This window comes from Dyadobacter jejuensis, from assembly GCF_003149085.1.
Lineage (GTDB): Bacteria > Bacteroidota > Bacteroidia > Cytophagales > Spirosomataceae > Dyadobacter > Dyadobacter jejuensis.
Genome location: NZ_QGDT01000001.1, coordinates 33,679 through 57,126, shown reverse-complemented (window position 1 = coordinate 57,126; position 23,448 = coordinate 33,679). Strand labels below are relative to the sequence as shown.

Annotated in this window: 22 protein-coding genes; 15 read left to right on the top strand and 7 right to left on the bottom strand. The window is 45.6% G+C overall.

What is annotated here, in order from left to right:
* Positions 1 to 124 precede the first annotated feature (124 nt).
* From CLV98_RS00245 to CLV98_RS00235, 3 genes are all read left to right on the top strand, one after another.
* Positions 125 to 448, top strand: coding sequence for a YtxH domain-containing protein (locus CLV98_RS00245; protein ID WP_109671816.1), 324 nt, complete (start codon positions 125 to 127; stop codon positions 446 to 448).
* A 248-nt stretch (positions 449 to 696) separates the two neighbouring features.
* The gene (locus tag CLV98_RS00240; RefSeq protein ID WP_310588695.1) at positions 697 to 3,468 is read left to right on the top strand and encodes an ATP-binding protein; all 2,772 of its coding nucleotides are present in this window, start codon (positions 697 to 699) and stop codon (positions 3,466 to 3,468) included.
* A gap of 290 nt (positions 3,469 to 3,758) precedes the next feature.
* Positions 3,759 to 4,166, top strand: a complete 408-nt coding sequence (locus CLV98_RS00235) for a tail fiber protein (RefSeq protein ID WP_109671812.1) — start codon at positions 3,759 to 3,761, stop codon at positions 4,164 to 4,166.
* On the opposite strand, the gene CLV98_RS00230 is transcribed toward CLV98_RS00235, so the two are convergent.
* The 3 genes from CLV98_RS00230 to CLV98_RS00220 are packed head-to-tail and all read right to left on the bottom strand — an operon-like array spanning position 4,104 to position 7,299.
* Positions 4,104 to 5,636, bottom strand: a complete 1,533-nt coding sequence (locus CLV98_RS00230; protein WP_211319955.1) for a DNA recombination protein RmuC — start codon at positions 5,634 to 5,636, stop codon at positions 4,104 to 4,106. The genes CLV98_RS00235 and CLV98_RS00230 overlap by 63 nt on opposite strands.
* A 35-nt stretch (positions 5,637 to 5,671) precedes the next feature.
* The gene (locus CLV98_RS00225; protein ID WP_109671810.1) at positions 5,672 to 6,838 is read right to left on the bottom strand and encodes a cytochrome-c peroxidase; all 1,167 of its coding nucleotides are present in this window, start codon (positions 6,836 to 6,838) and stop codon (positions 5,672 to 5,674) included.
* A 23-nt stretch (positions 6,839 to 6,861) separates the two neighbouring features.
* The gene (locus tag CLV98_RS00220) at positions 6,862 to 7,299 is read right to left on the bottom strand and encodes an RrF2 family transcriptional regulator (protein ID WP_109671809.1); all 438 of its coding nucleotides are present in this window, start codon (positions 7,297 to 7,299) and stop codon (positions 6,862 to 6,864) included.
* 359 nt (positions 7,300 to 7,658) lie between these two features.
* Between CLV98_RS00220 and CLV98_RS00215 the strand changes: the two genes are divergently transcribed.
* Entirely contained in the window at positions 7,659 to 8,264 is a 606-nt protein-coding gene (locus CLV98_RS00215; protein ID WP_109671807.1) for a TetR/AcrR family transcriptional regulator, read from the top strand.
* A gap of 184 nt (positions 8,265 to 8,448) precedes the next feature.
* Positions 8,449 to 9,951, top strand: coding sequence for a lipopolysaccharide biosynthesis protein (locus CLV98_RS00210; RefSeq protein WP_109671805.1), 1,503 nt, complete (start codon positions 8,449 to 8,451; stop codon positions 9,949 to 9,951).
* Between the two features lie 8 nt (positions 9,952 to 9,959).
* Here the strand turns inward: CLV98_RS00210 and CLV98_RS00205 are convergent, their stop codons facing one another.
* The gene (locus CLV98_RS00205; RefSeq protein ID WP_109671803.1) at positions 9,960 to 10,706 is read right to left on the bottom strand and encodes an ABC transporter ATP-binding protein; all 747 of its coding nucleotides are present in this window, start codon (positions 10,704 to 10,706) and stop codon (positions 9,960 to 9,962) included.
* Positions 10,707 to 10,727: 21 nt separating this feature from the next.
* On the bottom strand, positions 10,728 to 11,456 hold the full coding sequence (locus CLV98_RS00200; RefSeq protein ID WP_109671802.1) for an MlaE family ABC transporter permease: 729 nt from the start codon (positions 11,454 to 11,456) through the stop codon (positions 10,728 to 10,730).
* A gap of 63 nt (positions 11,457 to 11,519) precedes the next feature.
* Between CLV98_RS00200 and CLV98_RS00195 the strand changes: the two genes are divergently transcribed.
* From CLV98_RS00195 to CLV98_RS00185, 3 genes are all read left to right on the top strand, one after another.
* Positions 11,520 to 12,230 carry an SDR family NAD(P)-dependent oxidoreductase gene (locus tag CLV98_RS00195; protein ID WP_109671800.1) on the top strand — a complete coding sequence of 237 codons (711 nt, stop codon included), beginning with the start codon at positions 11,520 to 11,522 and terminating at the stop codon, positions 12,228 to 12,230.
* 73 nt (positions 12,231 to 12,303) lie between these two features.
* Complete coding sequence (locus tag CLV98_RS00190; protein ID WP_109671798.1) at positions 12,304 to 13,212, top strand: ROK family protein; 909 nt, start codon at positions 12,304 to 12,306, stop codon at positions 13,210 to 13,212.
* Positions 13,213 to 13,468: 256 nt separating this feature from the next.
* Positions 13,469 to 15,499, top strand: coding sequence for a T9SS type A sorting domain-containing protein (locus CLV98_RS00185; RefSeq protein WP_109671796.1), 2,031 nt, complete (start codon positions 13,469 to 13,471; stop codon positions 15,497 to 15,499).
* A gap of 21 nt (positions 15,500 to 15,520) precedes the next feature.
* Here the strand turns inward: CLV98_RS00185 and murB are convergent, their stop codons facing one another.
* A complete protein-coding gene (gene murB, locus CLV98_RS00180; protein ID WP_109671795.1) occupies positions 15,521 to 16,537 on the bottom strand; it encodes a UDP-N-acetylmuramate dehydrogenase in 1,017 nt (338 codons plus the stop codon).
* Between the two features lie 120 nt (positions 16,538 to 16,657).
* On the opposite strand from murB, the gene CLV98_RS00175 reads away from it, so the two are divergent.
* Entirely contained in the window at positions 16,658 to 17,227 is a 570-nt protein-coding gene (locus CLV98_RS00175; RefSeq protein WP_229203136.1) for an SPOR domain-containing protein, read from the top strand.
* A gap of 32 nt (positions 17,228 to 17,259) precedes the next feature.
* Positions 17,260 to 18,372, top strand: a complete 1,113-nt coding sequence (gene gmd, locus CLV98_RS00170; RefSeq protein WP_109671791.1) for a GDP-mannose 4,6-dehydratase — start codon at positions 17,260 to 17,262, stop codon at positions 18,370 to 18,372.
* 91 nt (positions 18,373 to 18,463) lie between these two features.
* On the opposite strand, the gene CLV98_RS00165 is transcribed toward gmd, so the two are convergent.
* On the bottom strand, positions 18,464 to 18,937 hold the full coding sequence (locus tag CLV98_RS00165) for a thioredoxin family protein (RefSeq protein ID WP_229203135.1): 474 nt from the start codon (positions 18,935 to 18,937) through the stop codon (positions 18,464 to 18,466).
* A gap of 310 nt (positions 18,938 to 19,247) precedes the next feature.
* Between CLV98_RS00165 and yihA the strand changes: the two genes are divergently transcribed.
* The 5 genes from yihA to CLV98_RS00140 all read left to right on the top strand — a co-directional run bounded on the left by yihA (position 19,248) and on the right by CLV98_RS00140 (position 23,399).
* Positions 19,248 to 19,856 carry a ribosome biogenesis GTP-binding protein YihA/YsxC gene (gene yihA, locus CLV98_RS00160; protein WP_109671789.1) on the top strand — a complete coding sequence of 203 codons (609 nt, stop codon included), beginning with the start codon at positions 19,248 to 19,250 and terminating at the stop codon, positions 19,854 to 19,856.
* A gap of 127 nt (positions 19,857 to 19,983) precedes the next feature.
* Positions 19,984 to 20,454, top strand: a complete 471-nt coding sequence (locus CLV98_RS00155) for a DUF5606 family protein (protein WP_109671787.1) — start codon at positions 19,984 to 19,986, stop codon at positions 20,452 to 20,454.
* A gap of 72 nt (positions 20,455 to 20,526) precedes the next feature.
* Positions 20,527 to 21,186, top strand: a complete 660-nt coding sequence (deoC, locus tag CLV98_RS00150; protein WP_109671785.1) for a deoxyribose-phosphate aldolase — start codon at positions 20,527 to 20,529, stop codon at positions 21,184 to 21,186.
* Positions 21,183 to 22,292 carry a glycosyltransferase gene (locus CLV98_RS00145; RefSeq protein ID WP_109671784.1) on the top strand — a complete coding sequence of 370 codons (1,110 nt, stop codon included), beginning with the start codon at positions 21,183 to 21,185 and terminating at the stop codon, positions 22,290 to 22,292. Before deoC ends, CLV98_RS00145 begins: the two co-directional genes overlap by 4 nt.
* A 162-nt stretch (positions 22,293 to 22,454) precedes the next feature.
* Positions 22,455 to 23,399 carry a 3-oxoacyl-ACP synthase III family protein gene (locus tag CLV98_RS00140; RefSeq protein WP_109671782.1) on the top strand — a complete coding sequence of 315 codons (945 nt, stop codon included), beginning with the start codon at positions 22,455 to 22,457 and terminating at the stop codon, positions 23,397 to 23,399.
* The last annotated feature ends 49 nt before the right edge of the window (positions 23,400 to 23,448 follow it).

The following is a 23,448-nucleotide window of genomic DNA, read 5'->3' as shown; positions in this document are numbered from 1 at the left end:
ACACTGAGAATACCCCCCTATGTTCCCTCCGCTGTTTTGGCATACCACCATGCATTTGTGCTTGATTATCATGATTTTAATCAAAAGTTTGTTAACTTTAGTTAAACCTAAAACAAACTAAGCGATGAGCGTTAATAAGAAACATCTTGCCACTTTTATCTTAGGGGCTGCAGCAGGAGTAGCGGCTCATAAGTACCTTCAAACCGAAGAAGGTGAAAAACTCTTGGAGGACCTCAAGTCCAAAGCCAGCAACCTAAAGTCGGAAGCGGAACAGGCGGTAGACAAGGGACCGGAGTATTTCGAAGAATTAAAAACGAAAGGAACGGATCTACTCAAAACGAATTTTCCTGATGTAGAACAATTCTTAAAGGAGCTATTTGAAAAATTTAAAGGTAACCCTTCGGCTACCGATGCCGCCCCTACCGAGCCCCCCACACCTACCACCTAGTCAATTATCTGCAAAGGTTGAAGCACCACTTCAACCTTTTTTATCGCCCTGGCTCCGTCGTTCTTTAAAGTAAAAATTTCAATAAAATGCACTAGAATATTCTTTACCACTCATAGAATTATTCCTATATTTTGCCAATATTTGTACTTCTTTAGTTGGAAAAAACAATATTTTCCGGCAACACTTACCCAAGAGCAGGTGAAGCATTGAGTTCAAATTCCTACAGAATATTATCCCCCATTAATATAGTGCGGTTGGCGGCCATCCTTCAGGCTCCCCCTTTTCTGTGCATTTTAGTTGCACTATTGTATGGTTCGAGTTACGGTCAGAGTCCTGAAAGCTCCAGCCATCCCGCTTCAGTATCATTCGCTACGTCGTACTTTGTGGATAGTACGGCAAGTTTAGCTTTGAACGATATAAAAGGCGAAGCCTTCAGCCCTATTTCTTCCAGCAATTTCAGAGTACCCTTCTCTTCCCATAGCATCTGGTTTCGATGTGTCGTCCAAAACCCTACTTCCGCCGAGCAAAGGTATTATTTTGAATGGCAGAGCCCCATGATAGAACGGATCGACTACTACAGCCCCGACAGCAGTGGACAATACTGGCGACAACGAGGGGGAAACCTGGTCGACAAGGAGGCTAGGAGTTATCTGGAGAACTCCCCCACCTTTGCCATCGATTTGCCCCCCGATAGTGCCACCACCGTATACTTCCGCATCAATAACCAGAGGGGGTTTCGTAGCGACCTTCGGCTCCACACGCCTACCCAGCTCCTGAAAGCACAACTCAGCCATGCTAAGTTGTTTTCGTTCTTCAGTGGGCTCATATTCATCAGGTTATTTTTTGTGCTCTTGCTCAGTATTTTCGCCATTAAGGAGTTTACCTTTAGGCGCTATTCCCTGATGATCGTCTTTCGATCCCTGGCTTTCTGGGGGATTATTGCCGTACTAGGCTCCACCTTATCATCCCTGCCAAAGGCTCAGGTGGTGATCAATTTTTTGTCCTACCATTTGCTCCCTATAGGGTATTTTCTACTGATAAAAGCCTTGGTCCCTCTCGACCGCTTCCCGGCTATGGTCAGCCGCCTCATCCATTTATTGCTGGCCATTACTATAGCCCTATCCTTAGCCATTGTAATGGACTATCAATGGCGTTGGCTGCTGGCAAGCACCTATTTGGTAATCACCTGCCAGGGCTTAATCATGGTGCTTTATCTGGTAGCTATATATAGAAAGTACCCCATAAACTGGTATTATTCTGCCCCATTTCTATTGGGTATGATCAGTTATTCATGTTTATTAGTCAATTTGGTAGGATGGCTCAATTTCGAATGGGTATTCGTTGCCGGCACTATTTTATTTATCTTAGAGATTTTCGTCTTCGGCTTGTTTCTGGGTAAGATTATCATGGACTACCAATCTGCCAAGGACAATTCGGAGAGGGCCTTAGAAGTCAATCGACTTAAGACCCAAAACCTTCAAGAGCTTGACCGCCTAAAAACCAACTTCTTTACCAATATTTCTCATGAATTCCGTAGTCCATTGACTCTGCTCATAGAGCCACTAAACGATCTTAGCAAGAAACATCCTGAAGAAACCCTCCTACCCATCATGCAACGGAACGTAAGGCGGTTGCATGCGCTGATTAACCAGCTTTTGGACCTTTCGAAGCTCGATGCGGGACATTTGAAACCCTACATCCAATTCAGCAATCTGTCGGACTTCCTAAGGCAATTATTTGCCTCCTATGAGTCCATGGCCCAAAGCAAGGAGATCATTTTCTTACATGAACAGCAAGAACCCAACCGATTCGCTTATTTCGATGCCGATAAATTAGAAAAAATTGTAACGAACCTGTTGTCCAATGCCATAAAATTCACCCCTCAGCAGGGGCGGGTCATGGTGCGGGCCAACTATAGCGAAAAGGAACTTCACCTTACCATTCAGGACTATGGAATTGGAATATCCGAAGAGGCACTTCCGCATATTTTTGATCGCTATTTCCAAACAAGTCCTACCAAGAAGGAGCATACGGGAACAGGCATAGGCCTGGCCCTGGTAAAAGAACTGGTAGGCGTACTCAACGGGACGATCGAGGTGAGCAGTACCCTACACCAAGGGACCCGATTTTCTATACGGCTACCCATCGATGCCCACTCATGGGGCCAATCAACACCTATTGTCGAGTCTCCTTGGTCCCACCCACCCGTAGGCGAGGCGGTATTGGAGGGAGAACCTACAGACTCCCCGTCCGACAATCGGCCGATAGTATTGCTGGTAGAAGACAATCCCGACCTGAGCACCTATATTCAGTCCTTATTCCAAGACCAATACCGGGTGCTATCGGCTGCTAACGGTCAGGAAGGCTGGACGATGGCCACCGACAAGATCCCCGACCTGATACTCTCGGACGTCATGATGCCACTCATGGATGGATATACCCTTTGTGAGCGATTAAAAGCGGACCAGCGGACCAGCCATATCCCTATCATTTTACTGACTGCCAAAGTCACTTTAGAAGACAAATTAGCAGGACTGTCGCTGGGAGCCGACGATTATCTGGCCAAGCCATTTAGCAGGCAAGAGCTCACGATTAGGGTAAAAAACCTCTTACAACAAAGGCAAAAGCTTCACGAGGCCTTTCACCGCATGCTTACCCAAGCCCCTTCCCAAGAATCGACACCCGAGTTTTCACAGATGGAGAGTAAGTTTCTCCAAGCGGCCATAGAGATAGTAAAATCTCACCTGCACGAAAGCAGCTTCAATGTCGACGAATTTGCTAGTGAAATGAAAATAAGCCGTACCAACTTGCATCGTAAGCTGAAGGCCCTCAGCAACCAGTCCACCACCGAATTTATCCGTACGATACGGCTAAACAAGGCTGCCGAACTCTTACGAAAGGAAGAGCTCACCGTGTCGGAGACGGCCTATGCCGTAGGATATGAAAGCTTATCTTACTTTTCAAAAAGCTTTAAGGAGCAATTCGGCGTTTCTCCCAGCGAATGGGCGCTTCATAAGTAAACACTTTAAGGATCCTGTAACTACTATTATTGAAGGGTAGGCTAGTGTTGGAACATCAGAGCATGGTCATGAAACAAGAGAGCAAAACAAATTCCACTTCGCTCAGGTTTATGTTAAAGATTGGAACAATTCTTATAACGCTCCCAGCTGCTTAGGCGGTACTTTTGCACAAAGTCTTCGGTAGGGGGATCTTGTTACACCCTCTTTGCTTGGGGTTATCCGATTCCTAAGCCAGACTTTCATTTATACCATTATAAATTGGTTTTTACTCAACGTTAATAATAATTCGTATGGAAGTTTATCCCGGAATGATTTGCGTCTTCCTTCAAGCCACTATCCCTCGAGAGTGGGCCACTGGCAATGGCCAGCCAAGTCCTATTTCACCCAATACCACACTTTCGCCCGTTTTAGGGGGTTGCTACGGGGGGCATGGCTTGGGGGCCTATGCTTCGACCAACTTAGGGGGGCGAGGGCTCTTCGGAGCGACAACCACAAAGGATACAGGTACCCGCTTGTCGGACTCACGAACTCAAAATGACGACCAAGTCGCTACATCAATCCATGTGGGCCATCGGGCTCCCAGACGTACCTCCCCTCTCCTAACGGGTCAGGCGGTATCGAAACTTTTGCTACAATTAACCCTCCTCGTTTCCCGACACCGCTTGCAGGTGTTCGGGAAGCACTTTTTTAGTTTTTAATCCCAAATTTTTTAGCTTGGTAGCCTGCAGTACCAAATTATCATTCCCGGTGGTCAGCTGCTTAAATGCATCCTGATATTTGGTTTGTGCTTTATTGATCTGTAGACCAATATCCTGCATGTTCTGAACAAAGGCAGAAAACTTATCGTAAAGTTTAGCTCCTCGCTCTGCTATTTCTTGGGCATTCTGATTCTGATACTCCCGTTTCCACAGATCTACGATCAACTTGAGGGAGGTAATCAGGTTAGTAGGGCTTAGTAAGAGGATGCGCCGGTCGTAGGCGTAGTTCCACAAGTCGGCATCTCCTTGCAAAGCCGCCATATAAGCGGGCTCACTCGGTATAAACAGCATGACGAAGTCGAGGGCCTTATCATAATCATCATAGCCTTTATTGCTCAGTGCTACTATATGCGACTTTACAGCGGCAATATGTGCTTGAAGTTCCTGCTGCTGTATCTGCTTATCGGTAGCATTCAGAAAACGCAAAAAGGCATTGAGCGACACCTTGGAGTCAATAATAACACTGCGGTTATCAGGATATTTTATGACGGCATCGGGCCGCATTTTCTTAAGCTCCATATCGGAGCGTAGGGGCTTGCCATCGCGATCGTAGAGCTCATGTTCCATAAAGTACTCCCGCCCTTTCACCAGGCCCGATTTTTCCAGGATATTCTCAAGTATCATCTCGCCCCAGCGTCCTTGGGTCTTGGCCTCCCCCTTCAAAGCATTCGTCAGGTTGCGGGCCTCTTCACCAATCAACTGATTGAGGGCAGCGAGCTCCTTAACCCTTTCTCCCAAAGAAAATCGTTCTTTGGACTCCTTGTCATACACCTCATTCACCCTAGCCTTAAATTCTTGAATATTCTGGCCTAGAGGTTCCAGAATAGAGGCCATTTGGTTTCTGTTGAGTTCGGTAAACTTCGCCGCCTTCGTCTCCAAAAGGTTATTGGCTATATGCTCGAACTCTAAATTAAATTTTTGGCCCATTCGCTCCATTTCTTCCTTCTGGGTTTGAAGCTTCTCTTCTAAGGCGCCCTGCTGGGACTGCGCAATAGCTAACTGTTGATAAGCCGCATTCAAATCCGACTGCAAGCTGTTCCACTCGCCTTTTAAGGCCACGAGTTCTTCCGACCTTTCGGTGTAGGCGCTCCTGAGGCTTTGTAAATTGGCCTGAGCCTGGGTCATTTTTTCCCTGGCTTGGCTTAGCTCCACCATCAGGCGGTCATTGGCTTCTTTTTGTAAGTATAGCTCTTGGGTCTTTTCTTGCAAATACTTGTTGGCCCCTATCAGCTGCTGTGCGCTAGTCGCTTTGAAAGAGGTATACTCTCGCTCCGATTGGGCTATAGACCTTTGGGCATCCAGCTCAACTTGTTGTATCTGCCTCTGGTACTTGGAACTCGACCACAAATACCCCGCTACCGCTCCTAGCCCCACTCCTACCAACAGGTAGGCAAAAACTTCCATCATCATAAAACTTTTCTTGTTTAATCCCCTGACAACGGCCGTCAGTTTTCTATATTGCCCTTTACGGGTAATCCACTGGGCACACGCTCAGGGACCGATTTGTCGAAGTTGTCGTCGTTAAGCGTCTGCAAAAATTCCACAACCCTAGAAATATCTTTAAAATTAACATCCATGCCCCTGGCGAGGGTATCGATTTGCTCGGGCTTCACCCTTGGATTCAAGACCTTCCCGCCGGCAATATCCTCATAAAACAGGAGTACCTGTTGCAAGGTCGCAAATTGACCACTATGCATAAAAGGGGCGGTAAAGCGCAAATTCCGTAGGCTAGGCGTCCTAAACGCGTACTGCCCATTCGCTCCCGAGTCCGATTCAGCCCTATTTTTACTATCGGGCACTCCTAAGGTATGCAATTTGTAGTCAGAAAACATAGGGCCGGAATGGCATTGGGCGCAGCCCATTTTCAAAAATAAGTTCATCCCTTCTTTTTCTCCCAAAGAAAGCGCCATACTGTCTCCTCGCATATATTGGTCAAAACGCGAATTCGGGGCGATCAGCGATCGCTCATAACAGGCTAAGGCCTTGGCTAGGTTTTGTTCGGTCACCGCTTCTGATTCACTGCCAAATACCGACTCAAATTGCCCTTGATAGATGGGATTTTTTCTTAGGCGACGGAGAACTTCCGGGAGGATCTCCTCCTCCGAATACTGGCGACCACGCATTTCTTCTAAGGTCTTAATCGGTAAAAGGGCTTGTTCTTCTAAGCCCTTAGCCCGATTATCCCAAAACATAGGGGCCATCTCGGCTTGATAGGCCTTGTTATTCTCTATTCCATTGAAAGCGGCATTTAGTACTGCCTGCGCATTGCGCTTGGTAAATGGAATATCGTTGGGCAATTTAAAATGTCGCTTGGTGCCACTCCCTTGGCCATTGACCCCAATAGAGGTTTCTAAAAACTCTGCATAATTAAACTCTGGCAAATGACATGTCGCACAGGCCACGTCCCGATCGCCCGACAATATAGGATCGTAAAAGAGCAAACGGCCTAAGGCCACTTTTTCTGGAGTGCTTGGATTATTGGCCGGATCGACCGCCCGGCTTGGCAATGCCCCCAGTAACTGGATGCCAGCCACCTCGGCAGGCTCCTGCTGAGGCTTTTCGCAAAGGCAAGAAGCTAGCCCTATTATGTATACAAATACCCACCACCTCATACGCATTGGTTTAGTTTGGTAACTTATCGCTCCTTCAGGTACTGTAGGCCTTGATTGAGCGCCTCGTTGAACTCCCCGATCTTTGTAGAAGTTAGGGTTTCATAAATCTGCTGACGGATCCCTTTAAATGACTCATGAAGCGGACAGGGCTTGGTCTCTGAGCACTGGCTTAAGCCGAGCCCACAACCTTTAAAGAGCCTTTCCCCGTCGACAACCTTGACGATATCGGCCAAGGTATACTGCCTGTTTTGGGAATCGATATAGAAGCCCCCATTGGGGCCTTTGGTTGATTGTATTAGCCCGTTCCGAACCAAGACTTGTAGGATCTTAGCGATAAAATGACCAGGCGAGTCGATTCCTTGGGCAATCTCCTGAATTCCTGCCTTAGGAGCATCTTCCGATCGATTAGCAATAAAGAGTACGGCGCGAATGGCATACTCACAGGTTTTCGAAAAAAACATATGGATTCTGAGTTTGTACAAAGATAGCAATTCCAATAAAAGACTTTAAACTCTCTTAATAATTAGTTTAGCGGATGTTTAGTAGTGTTTCATATTCACTTTTCGTCGGAGTATAATGTCACTAAACAGAATTAAAGGTTTATTAAACTAGGCTCCAACACAGAAAACACTACAGAAATATTCCTATTATTTATTGTTTTTATTTTATTAATGTAAATTTTAATCACATTTTAATCTCAATAACCTTTCATTAATAAACCTTTTTGCCCATATTGGTGACATATAAGCCTAATTCGTACGAAACAATTTATAGTCAAAGACCTATATTTACCAATTATTATTACTAAAACGCAACCCACATGAAAGTTGAAAAAGTAAAAAAAAGAGATCGAGAGCGTACCAAAGGAAAAATCCTAAAGGCCGTTGGGGACGTAATCGAACAATATGGAACTGAGAAAGTTGGTGTTAATCTTATTGCCCGTACAGCCGGAGTAAACAAAGTATTGATCTATCGATACTTTGAAAGCGTGGATGGACTGATGGAACAATATGTGAAATCTGGCTTATATACTTCCACTTCAGCCGACGACTATCTGGCCGATATGGGCCCTATCAGTCCTGAAGAGGCGACTGAAGCCTTGACAAAGGTAAATATTACCTTTTTAAGGGATATGCGGAGTCGGAAAGCGACCAGAGACCTCCTTCGCTGGGAGATTGGTACGGGTAAACCCATGCTCACCGACACCCGCAATGCCAGCGCTTTGAAAATAATGGAGAAGATCGGTAAACTCCCCAATTACGAAGATACCGGAGCCCTCATGGCCTTTTTGACCGCCGGAATATACTACCTCACCATTTCTGCCGATTACCGCGACACCTTCATCGATCTCAATCTAAAATCGGATGAAGACTGGAAGCGTATTGAAGATTTATGTGAAAGGCTCATTCGCAATGTAGGCAAATAAGCCCCATTAAAGGCCACTGGTCTTATATAATTGTATGTTGTCCTCCTCAAGATCCGTTCTGAGGAGGACTTTTTAGTTTTAAGTCCTTTAAAATTCCCTACTTATGCACATCTTTGTCGGTCGGATTGTGCTGGGTGTGTACCGCCCAGTACAGCAAGTAAAACAATAAAGGAAAATAACCCCTATGAGTATTCTTAAAAAACTAGCCAGTGACACCGCGGTGTATGGAATCAGTACGATGCTAGGCCGGTTTTTAAACTATTTATTAGTAGCCTTACACACCAAACTTTTTGTAGCGGACGAGCTCGCGGTGCAGGTACAGTTATATGCTTACGCGGGACTCTCGCTAGTACTATACACTTTTGGTATGGAAACGGCCTTTTTTAGGTTTGCCCGAAAAGAAGCCGACCGCCAGCAATATTATAACCTCATTCTGTCGGCAGTCATTTTGGTGAGTGCTATTGGATCGGGCCTTATGATGCTCAATGCCGACCAAATAGCCGATTACATCCATTATCCCGAACATACTAGGCTTATAAAATGGTTCGCCATTATCATGGCCATCGATGCTATCGTATCCATCCCATTTGCTCGGCTCCGCTTAGAAGGAAAAGGCAAAAAATTTGTCGGCATACGCGTTGCCAATATTCTGATCACAATTTTTCTTAACCTTTTTTTCCTACTGGTGTGTCGGGATATTTCCCAAGAGAAGTACTTGTCGGCACTTAAGCCCTTTATCGATCTCTTTTATGACCCCAACCGGGCACCCGACTACATTATCCTAGCCAACCTCATCGCAAACGGCTTGTTCCTATGGATGTTGCGCAAGGAGCTAGCCGATTTCCGGTTCGTATTTAACCGACAGCTATTTAAGCCGGTGTGGGTGTATGCCTTTCCCATTATGATCATGAATGCCGCTGCGGTGGTCAATATGCTTTTCGATCGATCGATTATGCAATTCCTACTCCCCCGAAATTTTTATCCGGGCCGTACCACCAAAGAGGCTATCGGTATCTATGGACAGTGTTATAAGCTTTCGATTTTCATGAACCTGGCTATTCAGGCTTTTAAATATGCTGCTGAGCCTTTCTTTTTTTCCAAAGGAGAGGACAAAAATGCTCCTATAGTATTCGCCAGAATCATGAAATACTTTATCATCATCTGTGTGATCATGTGGGTAGGCATAGCCCTGAATTTGGACCTATTGGCATCCTTATTTTTGAAGAGAAAAATGTACCACGAAGCCCTACCGATCGTTCCTTGGCTCTTGGCAGGCTTCCTTTTCTTAGGTATCTATTACAACCTAGCCACCTGGTTTAAGCTGACCGACAAGACCCAATACGGCACCTACCTGACCCTTACGGGGGCCGCCGTGACGGTGTTGGTAAGCTTCGGACTCGTTCCTCATATTGGGTACTTAGGCTTCGCCATTGCATTTGCCTGTTCGGGGCTGGTTATGATGACGCTCTGCTACTTTTTGGGCCAGAAATATTATCCTGTTCCTTACGATATAAAGTCGGCTGTGGGGTATATGGTACTGGGAGGATCGGTCATTGCCCTGTCGTCTTTATTCCATTTTAAGCACTTGGGCATATCCGTAGCCATTCACATGGGTATTATCATCGTATTGCTGGCTCTCACCTATTGGAAGGAGAGGGATGCCCTTCCGGCGAAGCTCAAAAGGTGATAAGACCGCTATGGCTTTAAGTCGCGCAGCAGTTTATTGGAAAACAGAAACTCTTGGAGTTCTGGAACGTCGGTATTGACAATTTCCGTATTTTCTCCCGTCCAGAGCTTATCCCCTTGGTAAAGGAAACTGATATGCTGGCCAATTTCCATCACCGAGTTCATGTCGTGGGTAATGATGACGGTTGTAATATCGAACTCTTCCGTTATTTCTTTGATCAGGGCATCAATTTTCACAGAAGTGAGGGGATCGAGGCCTGAATTGGGCTCGTCGCAAAAAAGGTACTTAGGGTTCATCACGATGGCCCTGGCAATACCCACACGCTTTTTCATGCCCCCACTTATTTCCGACGGCATGCGTTGACCGGTACCTTCTAGCCCTACTCTCTTAAGACAGAAGGCTACCCGTTCCTTCTTTTCTTCCATGCTCTGGTTGGTGAGCATGTCGAGAGGGAACCGCACATTTTGTTCTACCGTTTGGGAGTCGAAGAGGGCTCCTCCCTGAAAAAGTACGCCCATTTCCCGGCGTATGGCCTGCTTTACTTCGGCATCTCCTTCATAAAAATCGCGCCCATCGTACAGCACTCGACCGGTATCGGGCCTAATGAGCCCTATCATGGTCTTTAGGAGTACACTTTTGCCGGTACCACTCCCCCCAATGATCAGGTTGGTTTTACCCTTCTGAAAGACCGTCGAGATGCCTTTTAGTACGACCTTATCTTTGAATGCCTTCTTAATATTTTCTATCTCAATCATTCCGAATTGGATTTATTATTTTTAGAGCAGCAACTGAGCCAAAACGAAATCGGCGATTAGGATGGCGATACAACTGTTGGTAACGGCCTGGGTGCTGGCTTTCCCTACTTCTAAGGCTCCACCTTGAATATAAAACCCTTGAAAAGACGAAATGGTAGAGATCAAAAAACCAAAAACGAATGGCTTAACCAACATAAAGAAAATGTTGTAGGGAACAAATGAGTCTCTAATTCCGTACATATAATCTCTTTCGGTAATCACCCCCGTCATAGTACCCGCCAAATAGCCTCCTAAAATCCCTAGAAAGGCGGACATTACCACCAACATGGGAAAGGTAAACATGGCAGCCAATACCTTCGGTAAAACCAAATAAGACGAAGAATTGATCCCCATGACTTCCAAAGCATCGATTTGCTCAGAAATTCGCATGGTACCAAGCTCACTGGCGATGTTAGAACCCACTTTGCCCGACAATACGATACAGGTAATGGTAGGAGCGAGCTCCAGAATCTCCATATCGCGAACAATAAGTGCGACCGTCGACACGGGGATGATAGGACTCACCAGGTTATAGGCCGTTTGGATACAGGAAACGGCCCCAATAAAGGTTGAAACGATGGCGACCAGAAAGATAGAGCTCACCCCTAGCCCCACGCATTCTTCCATAAATCGACGCCAATAAACCGCGATTTTCTCGCCTTTTGAGAATAAACTACCCAAAAAAATAAAGTATTTACCAATTATAGACATAGATTCTTAAATCATTTCAATATTTTCGGGAAAATTAGGCAAAAAAGTAAAGCAAACAGAAAAATGAATCCATTACTCGTTGTCACAGGAGGAACTAAAGGTATAGGGAAAGCCATAATTTCCAAGTTTATGGCCGAAAAATATGACGTAATTACCTGCGCCAGAAACGAGGCAGATCTTGTAAAGCTACAAAAGGAAATGTCGCTCACTTACCCGGATCAGTCGTTGGAGACCTTTACGGCCGACCTATCCGATGCCGCAGAAACACAGGAATTTTTACAATTTATTAAGAAAAAGAATCGGAACATAGAGGTATTAATCAATAATACCGGCGTATTTATGCCAGGACAGATCCATAACGAAGCGGAAGGAGTCCTCGAAAAAACCATTGAAACCAATGTTTACAGTGCCTATCGAATGACAAGAGGGCTGGTCGCCGATATGATAAAAGTCCGAAAAGGCCATATCTTCAATATCTGTTCTACGGCCAGCATCATGGCTTATCCCAATGGCGGGTCTTACTGCATTTCCAAGTTTGCCCTGTTAGGAATGACCAAAGTGTTAAGAGAGGAAATGAAGGCTTTTGACGTAAAGGTTACGGCTATTTTGCCGGGAGCAACCTATACAGATAGCTGGCAAGGAACCGACTTGCCCGAAGAAAGGTTCATTTCCTCAAAAGATATTGCAGAAACCATATGGTCGGCCAAGTCACTGTCTAACAGTGCATTAATAGAAGAAATACTCATCCGACCCCAATTGGGAGACTTGGATTAAGAGAAAAAAATTTAGCTATTTGATTAAATTGCGTATTTTTAAAATTATTTATTAAACCCGTATTTTATATTTCATGGAACAATATCTTGGTATAGACGTGGGCGGTACGAACGTGAAAATGGGAATCGTTGACGCTACAAATGGAAGAATCTCGAACTTTTATAGCCACGATACCGCGAGCTGGCGTACCTCGGGCCATTTCATTGAGCGCCTCGGAGATGCCATTTCGTTGCAGCTGGCAGAGTTCCCTGAGGTCTCTAGAGTTGGAATTGGCGTACCTGGACTCATCACCCGCGACCGTACTACTTTAATCGAAATAACGGCTATTCCAGAAATCGACGGAATGGAAATTGTTCCTGATCTCAAAAAAAGGTTTCCTGATCATGATTTTTTCTTAGAAAATGATGCCAATGCGGCGGCTCTAGGAGAGTATTATTTCGGTGAAGACAAGCTTCCAGAGGACTATATATTCGTTACCCTCGGAACCGGAATTGGGGGGGCTGCCATTATCGACAAAAAGGTCTTTAAAGGCGGTGGCGGAAATGCCATGGAACCTGGACATGTTCCCTCTCGGAATGAAAAAGTTCTAGAAAGAAATATAGGGAAAAAGGAACTATTGGACATGGCCAATCAGATGCGCGCTAACTATACCGGGAGCACGCAATTGCCATCGGACGGGACCATCTCTACCACGGGATTAGTGGCAGCAGCCACCAACGGCGATGAACTAGCCAAGCAAATCTTCCTCGAAATGGGCTATATGCTTGGAGAAGGACTGGTATCCATGGTTCGTATCCTCGACATCACTACCATCTTGATTGGTGGGGGTATATCCGCATCTTTTGAGTTTATCATGCCGGCCATCAACGAAAGGCTTAACTATTGGTTAACACCGTATTACCTGAAAACGATTAATATCAAAAGAGCTACCTTAGCCAACGATGCAGGCCTACTAGGTGCCGCTTCCTTGTGTTTCGAATAATAATACCTTATAAAATCTTTAAAAAACCGATTGCAAGTAAAATCTTGTATTCGGTTTTTTTATGCCCATCCACAGCCACTATTGGCCTATATTGATAGTCCAGAGGCCCCTTTCCCCACCAAAAACCCCTTACTTGCCCCAAATCAATTTGCCCAAATCATAATTATTATTGTGTATATTTGTCTGTTTTATATCTAAAAAATATAGAATTTTTTGTTCTAAACTGTGCATTTATTTTATAAAGGAAACACCCTCCATGTCTTCATTAATAAGATTTACCCTGCAATTAGCATTAATAGCAGGCTTTATTTTGGTGTACTCCGCCACTAGCGGACAGTCCTTTGGGCCCATTACCTTCAATGGGTTACCCGACAATAAGCAGCTATTTGCTCGTGAGCAGGACAACCATGCCGTAGTAAGCCTCACTGGCACTGCCCAGCCGTCCGATTTCCAACAGCTCACCCTTGTCACCTACCGGAACAACCAACGATTCGGATACAGCTCCTTTCCGCTAGTTTATAGTAATGGAAACGCATCCAGCTTTACCCTAACCACCAGGCTCAAAGCGGAACTAGCCGAATATGCTATAGAGGTTTACGTAAAAAAAAGTAGTAAGGATTCTTCGTTATTGGTCCGAAAAGTAGACTTAGTAGCTGGCGATTTTTATATTATCTATGGCCAGTCCAACGCCGTAGCCTGGGAGGTGGACTATACCTACCGTCACGAATACTGCCGCACCATGGGCTTCGCCGCAAATATTGGGCAGGCTTGGGGCCTATCCAACGACCTAGGCCCTAGGGTAGGTATTTTTGGGATAGAATTTCAAAAACAGATCGCCGAGCGCTACCAAATCCCCACCTGTGTGATCAACGGCGCCTTAGCAGGAGCCTCTATAGAATATTTAACCAACCGAAACGAGGCAGACCATGCCGACGTTTCTACCGCTTATGGAGGGCTGCTCAACATGGCCCAGCGAACCGGCCTGCTTTCACACGTTAAAGGGATTATGTATTGGCAGGGAGAAACGGAAGCCTCTTCCAACGACCCTTTGTCCTGGGCGCCGGTCTTCGACCGCCTCATGCAGCAATGGCAGGAAGACATCCCTAATGTAGAAAAAATATATGTATTCCAGCTCCCCCTTTTCGGAGGTGGTCCCTACGACGATAGAATTGGGGTACTGCGAGAGCAACAGCGCACCCTAAATAAAAAATATCCTATCATACAACCTTATGCCGCCTTGGGGGCAACGGGCTGGAATGGCTTTCATTATGGGTTGGAAGGATATTTGAAGTTAGGACAAGAGCTGGCCGATATGGCAGGTTATTACCATTATAACCAAAAAAAGAAAATCAGCTCCCCAAGCCTTCAGAAGGCCTATTACTCTACCCCCGAGCGAGATGAGATTACCCTGGTCTTTGAAGACTATCAGCGCATGGTATACCCCAAGGACACCCTGGTTCATAATATTGAAGGGAGCCTAGAGCCTCAATCGATATATTCCATGAAGGATTTCTTTTATTTGAACAAAGAATGGAAAAAGTTAAAATCAGGAAGAGCCGACGCCAACCGGATTATATTGACACTCAAGGAAGTCGGGTCCGATAGTTTAATCAAATACCTTCCCTCCAAATACCATTATACCGGACTCAACACCGCGCCTTGGGTATATGTAGGGCCCTTTCTCAGCAATCAAGAAGGCTTTAGGGCACTAGCCTTTCACCATACCCCTATCAGCCCATATCAAGCCCTTCAACCCCTATCGCTTTCGGCCACCGAGCCTCGTGAGGAGGTCGAACTCACTTGGAACCTACTTCCCGGTATAGAAGGCTATCAGTTGGACATCTACGATTCCAATCCGCTTTCAGCTGGCCATATTGTCGTTCAACTGACGGCTCAGCAGAACAGTTTTATCTATTCAGAAGCGAAGCAAGGTATGCCCGTCACCTACAGTATTCGGGCCATATATCCGAGCATAGAGAGCGAGATCATATCGACCCAATATATAAAAAAGAGCGCAGACAGGCTGGTTACCGGGATCGCCCAAGGCCAAGCCGCCATGGTCGTATTTCCCAATCCGGTCACCAACATCGTTCGGATACAGTCTGAGGCCTCGCCTATAAAGCGAATCGAACTCTTCACCCGGGGTGGAATTCTGATCCGGTCCTATGATTTCGAGTCGGTCGCACAGGCCGAAGTGGAGCTAACTGGCCTCGAGCCCGACACCTATCTATTGAGGATAGTCACTAAAGACTATACCCGAACGCAAAGGATCTTATATACTCCCTAAACCGGCAGGAAGGGGAGAGAATTAACCAATAAAATTAACCTCTGGAGAGAGCGCTATTCCAAATTTTTGAGAAACAGATGCTTGTATTCGTTCTGAAAGATTTTTGATAGCCGCCCCAGTACCTCCTCCAAAGTGGACCAGCACCAAGGCTTGCTTGTCATGCACGCCAATGGAGCCTTCGCGATAGCCTTTCCAACCCGACTGCTCGATGAGCCATCCGGCCGGCACCTTCACTCCTGCTCCACCGGGTAACGGGTAGCCAGGTAAAGTAGGATACTGGGCCTTTAAGGTTTCAAATTGTGAATTTGAAATCTCAGGGTTTTTAAAAAAGCTTCCGGCATTGCCAATTACAGCCGGGTCGGGGAGTTTACTCTGCCTAATGGCTATAACGGCTTCACTTACTGCCCGAATAGACCGCTCCGAGTCGGGCCTTTGGTCCAATATTTTTTCAATATCCCCGTAAGTAAGCTTTAAGTTGGGGTGCTTATTGAGCCGGAAATTGACGGCCGTTATCATATATTGGCCCTTCAATTCTCTTTTAAAAATGCTGTCCCTATAGCCGAACTGACATTCACTAGACGAAAACACCCGCTTGGTGCCCTCAGAAACGGACATCGCCTCTACCGATTCGATTACCTCCTTTACCTCCACTCCGTAAGCTCCTATATTTTGCATGGGAGCGGCTCCTACCGTACCCGGAATTAGCGATAGGTTTTCTATACCCGCATATCCATTTTCTACACAATACATCACAAAGTCGTGCCAAACCTCCCCAGCTCCGACCCTCAAATAGATATGATCCTGATCTTGGCCTGTCAGGGTGATTCCACCCATCCTATTTAGAATAACCAACCCCTCGAAATCGGCTGTAAAAAGCACATTACTCCCTCCGCCTAGCAGCAGCTTGTCTATAGACTGAAAAGAGGCATCGGCCAGCACGCTACCAAGCTCGTCTTCGGAAGTTACAGTAGTTAAGTATTTTGATTGAGCGGCTATCCCAAAGGTATTATAGGGCAGTAAGGAGGCATTTGTAAGCATTGATCTACGAAATAAGGCTAATAATTTTCAAAGTTAACCAATAGATTCAAAAATATGGTGTTATGGTGATTCATGCAATTTTAGTTAAGTTTGTGATTCCAATGAGCTTTAATGAAAACTATGCGCTTATTTAACAAGGTATTATTAGCTATCACACTGCTAGGAAATATTTTCCTCGCCGGTTGCGCCAAGAAAACCTATTTGCGGAGCAGTACCAATATACACTCAGAGGATTTATCGTCTGTAAGGCCCCGCTACGACTATGAAGCCCCCGTGATATCGGGAACTTTCCTAACCAACGAAAAGGAAAACAAACCAGAGACAAATGACACTAAGCGGGACAATCCCGATGCCGTAAACAAGCAACTGGATAAGGCCTTGGCTGCCCTTGCCGATCAGAATAAGTCGATAAAATACATCAGTGGCTTTCGAATTCAGCTTTATGTAGGCAATGTACGCCAACAAGCCGACGATGCGAAGTCTTATATTTATCGCCAGTTTCCGGAGCTCGTACCATATATTAGTTACTCCCAACCCACCTATCGGGTAAAAGCCGGCGATTTTATGTATCGTGCCGACGCTCAATCCTACCTAGAACAGATAAAAGATATATTTCCCTCGGCGGTGATCCTTACGGACCGGGTCGATATAAAAAAAAGCTTTGTATTGAACTCCGCATATGACAATTAAACAAACACTATATTTATCGATAATCTCTTAAAATGAAGAAGGCGCTAATTACAGGAATCACGGGTCAGGATGGTGCATATCTTGCCGAATTGTTGTTGGAAAAAGGGTATGAAGTACACGGCATAAAGCGCCGGAGCTCCCTTTTTAATACCCAACGGATCGATCATATCTATGAAGATCCCCATGAGAAGAACCCAAAACTCCACCTTCATTATGGAGACTTGAGCGACTCTACCAATATCATCCGGATTATTCAAGAAGTTCAGCCCGATGAAATTTATAATCTGGGGGCTATGTCGCATGTGCAGGTTAGTTTTGAAGAGCCCGAATACACCGCCAATGTAGATGGTATTGGGACGCTGAGAATCCTAGAAGCCGTTCGGCTACTGGGCCTTACCAAAAAGACCCGCATCTATCAAGCTTCTACTTCGGAGTTGTATGGTCTGGTGCAAGAAGTCCCACAGTCCGAAACAACGCCTTTTTACCCCCGTTCACCCTACGCCGTTGCCAAACTGTACGGCTACTGGATAACGGTCAACTACCGGGAAGCATACGATATGTATGCGGTGAATGGAATCCTTTTCAACCATGAATCTCCCTTGCGCGGAGAGACTTTCGTAACCAGGAAGATCACCCGTGCCGTTGCACGTATCGCCCTTGGCCTACAAGATAAGGTATACCTGGGTAATCTCGACGCGCAAAGAGACTGGGGACATGCGAAAGACTTTGTGGAAGCCATGTGGTTAATACTGCAGCAAGAGAAGGCCGAAGACTTTGTGATTGCCACGGGTGTGACGACCCGCATCCGGGATTTCGTACGCATGGCCTTTGCCGAAGTGGGCATCGAGCTGGCCTTCAGTGGCGAAGGAGCCCAAGAGATAGCTAAAGTGGCTAAATGTACCAATCCCGAATTCCAAATCGAAATCGGTAAAGAAGTCGTTGCGGTAGATCCCCGCTACTTCCGCCCGACAGAAGTAGAACTCCTCATTGGAGATCCTACCAAATCGATGACCAAACTCGGCTGGAAACCCAAATACGACCTAAAAGCTTTGGTGAATGATATGGTAAATGCCGACGTGGCCTTGTTCCGTAAAGATCGCCTGCTCGAAAATAGTGGTCACCGCGTACCCAACTATTACGAATAAAAGATTTAGGTATCAAAGGAAAGGGACCTTACAAGCTAGCTTGTAAGGTCCCTTTCCTTTATCCTATTACGTCCAAAAAGACTAGCAACGCCTACAAACTGGGTGTCTCTTCCTTTTGCACTTGTTTGGCCACCTTAATGAGGTATTCCGCCTTCTGATAGCCCAAAACTTCTTTAACGACCTTTCCGTCCGGATCGATAAACATCAGGGTAGGATAGCCCTGTAAAGGATATTTTTCGGCGAGCATCAGGCCCTCACCACTTTCCATATCGAACTTTACATTAATAAAATCCTTATTGAATACCTCGGCGACATCTTTCCGGGTAAAAACATTCTTTTGCAATAGCTTACAAGGACCGCACCAGGTAGTATAAGCATCGAAGAAAATTATTTTCTTCGATGCCTTGGCCTTTTTCAATATAGAGGCCCAATCCCCTTTTTCAAACACAATTCCATTTTCAGTCTCGGTACCATCCTTGTCGGTCTTCTTTTCGGCAAGCACCGAAAAACTAATCATGCATGCACATAGCAGGGTCATTACCCCTCTCATTTTTTGAAAATTCATACTTGTTTTTATTTTCGTTCGATTTAACTTTAAACGTTAAAAGATAGCGGTACCATCTAAAAACTTCGAGATTTTTTATTGGGCCAAAAGGGATTGCTAGGCATCAATTTCCACATCGCTCCGAGGCTTATGGGGCATTCTTAGGCGCACTCGTCTCTAATTAAGCGAAGAAAGCACTACCTTTGCATCCCCATTGATATACAATTAAAACTGCAGAATTGTTCAACCCGTCGGCTAAGTTCAGCAATATGGCCGAAGCCCTTACCCCATGGGCTAGACAATCTGGGTCTGATAAATCACTACGATAACCATGAAAATACTGGAAGCTAAATATGTAATGAGCAACTCCGACTATATGAAGTGTCCGGAGCCCAATATTCCTGAATACGCCTTTATAGGACGGTCTAATGTAGGGAAATCGTCGCTAATCAATATGCTTACGGGTAAAAAGGCCTTAGCCAAAACTTCCCAACAACCAGGAAAAACGCAGTTAATCAACCATTTTATCATCAATAACATCTGGTACTTGGTCGATCTGCCGGGCTATGGCTATGCTAAGGTGAGCAAAGTGGAGCGCGAAAAATGGGAAAAAATGATTCATGATTATCTTCACTATCGTGAAAACCTGGTTTGTACTTTTGTATTGGTAGACATCCGTCATAAAGCCCTAGCAGCGGACTTGGAGTTTATGCTCAGTCTTGGTGAAGCGGGCATCCCCTTCCATATTGTTTTTACCAAAGCCGACAAACTTAAGCCTTACCAGGTGGAGCAGCAGGTAGAAGCCTACAGCCAAAAACTAGCCGAACTATGGGAAGAAATCCCGCCTCTGTTCGTTACCTCGGCCGAAAAGCACCAGGGCAGCGAGGGCATTTTGCAGGCAATAGAATCGTATAACACGACGTTTCAAAAATTGGAATAAGCAGTAAGGTTGTTTCCAGATGAATCTTTGACTTATTTTGCAGCCCAATCGGTAGTTGTAACTACCCTATTAAAGAGAAGTAATTAAAGCATAAACCTAGTTTAATAAACCAATTGCCCAGAAAGAGATGAGCGAACAAACAGAAAACAGCGGAATGGAATTGCTTAAGGATATTGCAAATGTGTCGGGCAAAAGTGGCCTTTACCGCATTCTAAAGCCTAGTCGTGCAGGAGTAATCGTTGAAAGCCTTTCAGACAAGCCAGAAAAAACCCTGATAGGTCCCACCGCCCGGGTTTCGGTGTTGAAAGACGTTTCTATATTTACCGAGGGGGCCGAAGAGTCCGTTCCCCTAGCCGATGTATTCTTAAAAATCAACGAGGCACACGGCGAGTCAGTAAACTTGGCAGTAAAAACGGCCTCGGACAAGGAGTTGCTAGAATTCCTAGATGCTATCCTACCCGAGTTTGACCGTAGCAAAGTGTATATTTCCGACATTAAGAAAATTATCACCTGGTACAACCTGCTATACAAATTTGTGCCCGAACTCTTTACGGCTCCTAAAGGAGAAACAGAAGACGTTCCCACTGAAAAAGCTTAGCATTAGCTTCTTTTCGAAATAGCAAAAGCCCTATCCTTAGATAGGGTTTTTGTGTACACTAACCTTCGTTTGATGCAGCCATTAGCCTCCTATATCGATCATACCTTGCTGACGCCCATAGCCTCCGAGACCCAGATACGTAAGCTCTGCGAAGAGGCCTGGGTCTTCCAAGCCAAGGGGATCTGTGTGGTGCCATCCTATGTGGGTTATGTGGCTTCTATGATGGAGTATTGCCCCATTCCTATAGAAATCGTGAGTATGGTGGGGCTCCCTCATGGCGAGCATCTGCCCGAAGTCAATAGGCTAGAGGCTCAGCTCGCCCTTGAGCAGGGTGCCTCCGAGCTTGATGTGGTCATGAATCTGGCCCGATTCAAATCCATGGCCTATCTGTCTATTGCCGAAGAGCTGGCTAGCATCCAGGCCCTGGCACGTCAACACCAGGCCCTGCTCAAGGTCGTCATCGAGACTCGTTTTTTAGATTCCTTTGAACTGCACACTGCTTGTGAAATATGTACGGATGTTCAGGCCGACTTCGTACATATTGCATCGGACTACGGTTCCTCTGACGCCATCGTACCCATCGTTCGGCAGCTCAGAGGCCTATTACCTTCCAGCATGGCTCTCAAAGTCTCGGGCCCTTTTACTACCCGCCAACAACTGTCGGATACATTATTGGCAGGAGCCCACCGAATTGGCACGCATTTGACCGAAACTATGTTGGAACAGGTATGACCAGGCGCGTACTCCTACTGAGCACTATACATCCTCCCACCGATCCACGTATCGTGTATAAAATAGCCCCTGCCCTTTCCAATCACTTTCAAGTATTTTGCTGCTTGCCCAACGCCCCTGCCACTACGCACTCGGCCAACATTCGGTTTATCTCCCTTCCTTATTACCAGGGCTTGGTGTCGCGCATATTATGGGTGCATTTGAGGGCATTACTCAAATGCTGGGCCATCCGTCCACATATTGTGCATATTTTTGTTCCCGAGCTCATCCCTATAGCATTCTTGTTCCGTTGGGCCGGAGCCAAAGTGATCTATGAGATTCAGGAGAATTTATCCCAAAAATTTTCTATCAAAACACAGCATAAAAGTTATCTATTTCGAACCTTATGGGCTCTCTGGCATCGCATGGCCATCCGTAATTTTGCCCTTGTTCTTACAGAAGATGCCTATTTAAAGAGCCTACCACCAACGCAGCATCCCGTAGCGGTCATTCATAATTATGTAGACCTCGATTTTGTGGATAGGTATGCTTCCAAAGACCCGACCGCCGATTTTCCTGTCTTTTTTTACTGCGGAGTACTATCTCTGGAACGAAGTTTTGATACGATGTTAGAAGCTTTTGCTTTGTTAAAAAAAGAATTCCCAAAATTCAAAGTACATTTGTTCGGCCAACAAAGGCTATCGAACCAAACAGTTGAAAGGCTTATGAGCCAAACCCAGGTAGAGGCCAACCTTTTGTTTTACGGGTATACCGACCTTAAGATAGCCTTAGCAAAGGCTGCCGATGCTACAGCAGGGATAGCTCTGTTGAAGCCCCTGGCCGACTATCCAGATTCTTACAGCACCAAAATATTTGAATATATGGCCTTGCAGCTTCCTGTTATTACCTCCAACTTCGAGCTGTACAGGAAAGTAGTAGAAAAGCATGCCTGTGGGTTTTGTATTGACCCAAGCCAACCTATCGAATTAGCAAACAAATTGCGCTGGCTGTACGACAACCCAGACAAAGCCCTTCAAATGGGGGAAAACGGTCGAAACGCCGCTGCCTCCTATTATAATTGGTCTCACGAACAACTAAAATTAATCCGACTTTATGAACAACTCTAAAAATTTCAATCGCGTCGGGCCATTGCCCCAATATTTTAATATTTTTGGTATTTTAAGAATGTAATGTTAGATTCTTCAAATATTAAATACTACGATTTCTACGAAATATTTAACTTTCGAAACTAAACTTGAATTATAGTTTGCGAAGTCAACTTCCCAATCATGTATATTAATACCATCAGCCATTACTATCCCAGCCAAGTAGTTGGAAACGAGCACTTTACTAAACTCAACAATCTCTCCAGCGAATGGATTTCTGAAAGAACAGGAATATTTGAACGGCGCAAAGCCGGAGAAGATGAAAATACCGCTACCATGGCCATGGCAGCCGTCGATCTTTTATTAGCAGATATGCCCTACGATAAGGGGGAAATTGACTTGATTGTCGGTGCCACTTACACCCCCTACGACACCATCGTAACCCTGGGGCATGCCATTCAACACCATATACAGGTACCCAACATACCCGTTCTTAGCCTCTCTACGGCCTGTTCGTCCTTCCTGAACGCCCTAGAAGTGGTAGAGGGCTATTTTGCTATGGGGAAAGCCACTAAGGCCCTCGTGATCGTCTCGGACCATAACACGGCCTATTATAACGAAATGGACACGGTTTCGGGTCACCTTTGGGGCGACGGAGCCTCCGCATTGCTCATTTCCAAGGAGCGGCTCTCGGATCAGGACATGCATATCCAGAAAATTATAACGGGCGGAGCGGCCACCAGTGGCAAGGCTGTTGAGGCCGTTGTACTGCGGCCAAACGATCGGGGTGTGGTAATGCCCTTTGGACGGGATGTATTCCAAAATGCTTGTCTTTTTATGCCTAAGGTTAGCAAGCAGGTGTTAGAAGACTGCGGCTTGACGATAGATGACCTGGACTACCTGATCCCCCACCAGGCCAATCACCGAATTAGCCTCAACGTGATAAACACCTTAGGTATTCCTCTCGAAAAGCTTATTTCTAATATTCAATACCTAGGCAACACCGGTTCGGCAGGCTGTGCCATCGCCCTCTCCGAAAACAAGGACAAGTTTCAGAAGGGACAAAATATCGTTATTACCGTATTTGGTGGCGGTTACTCCTATGGAGCCATGCTGATTACCGTCTAAAATGCATTAAAAAAACCTCGAATACTTCGAGGTTTTTTTAATTTGATAA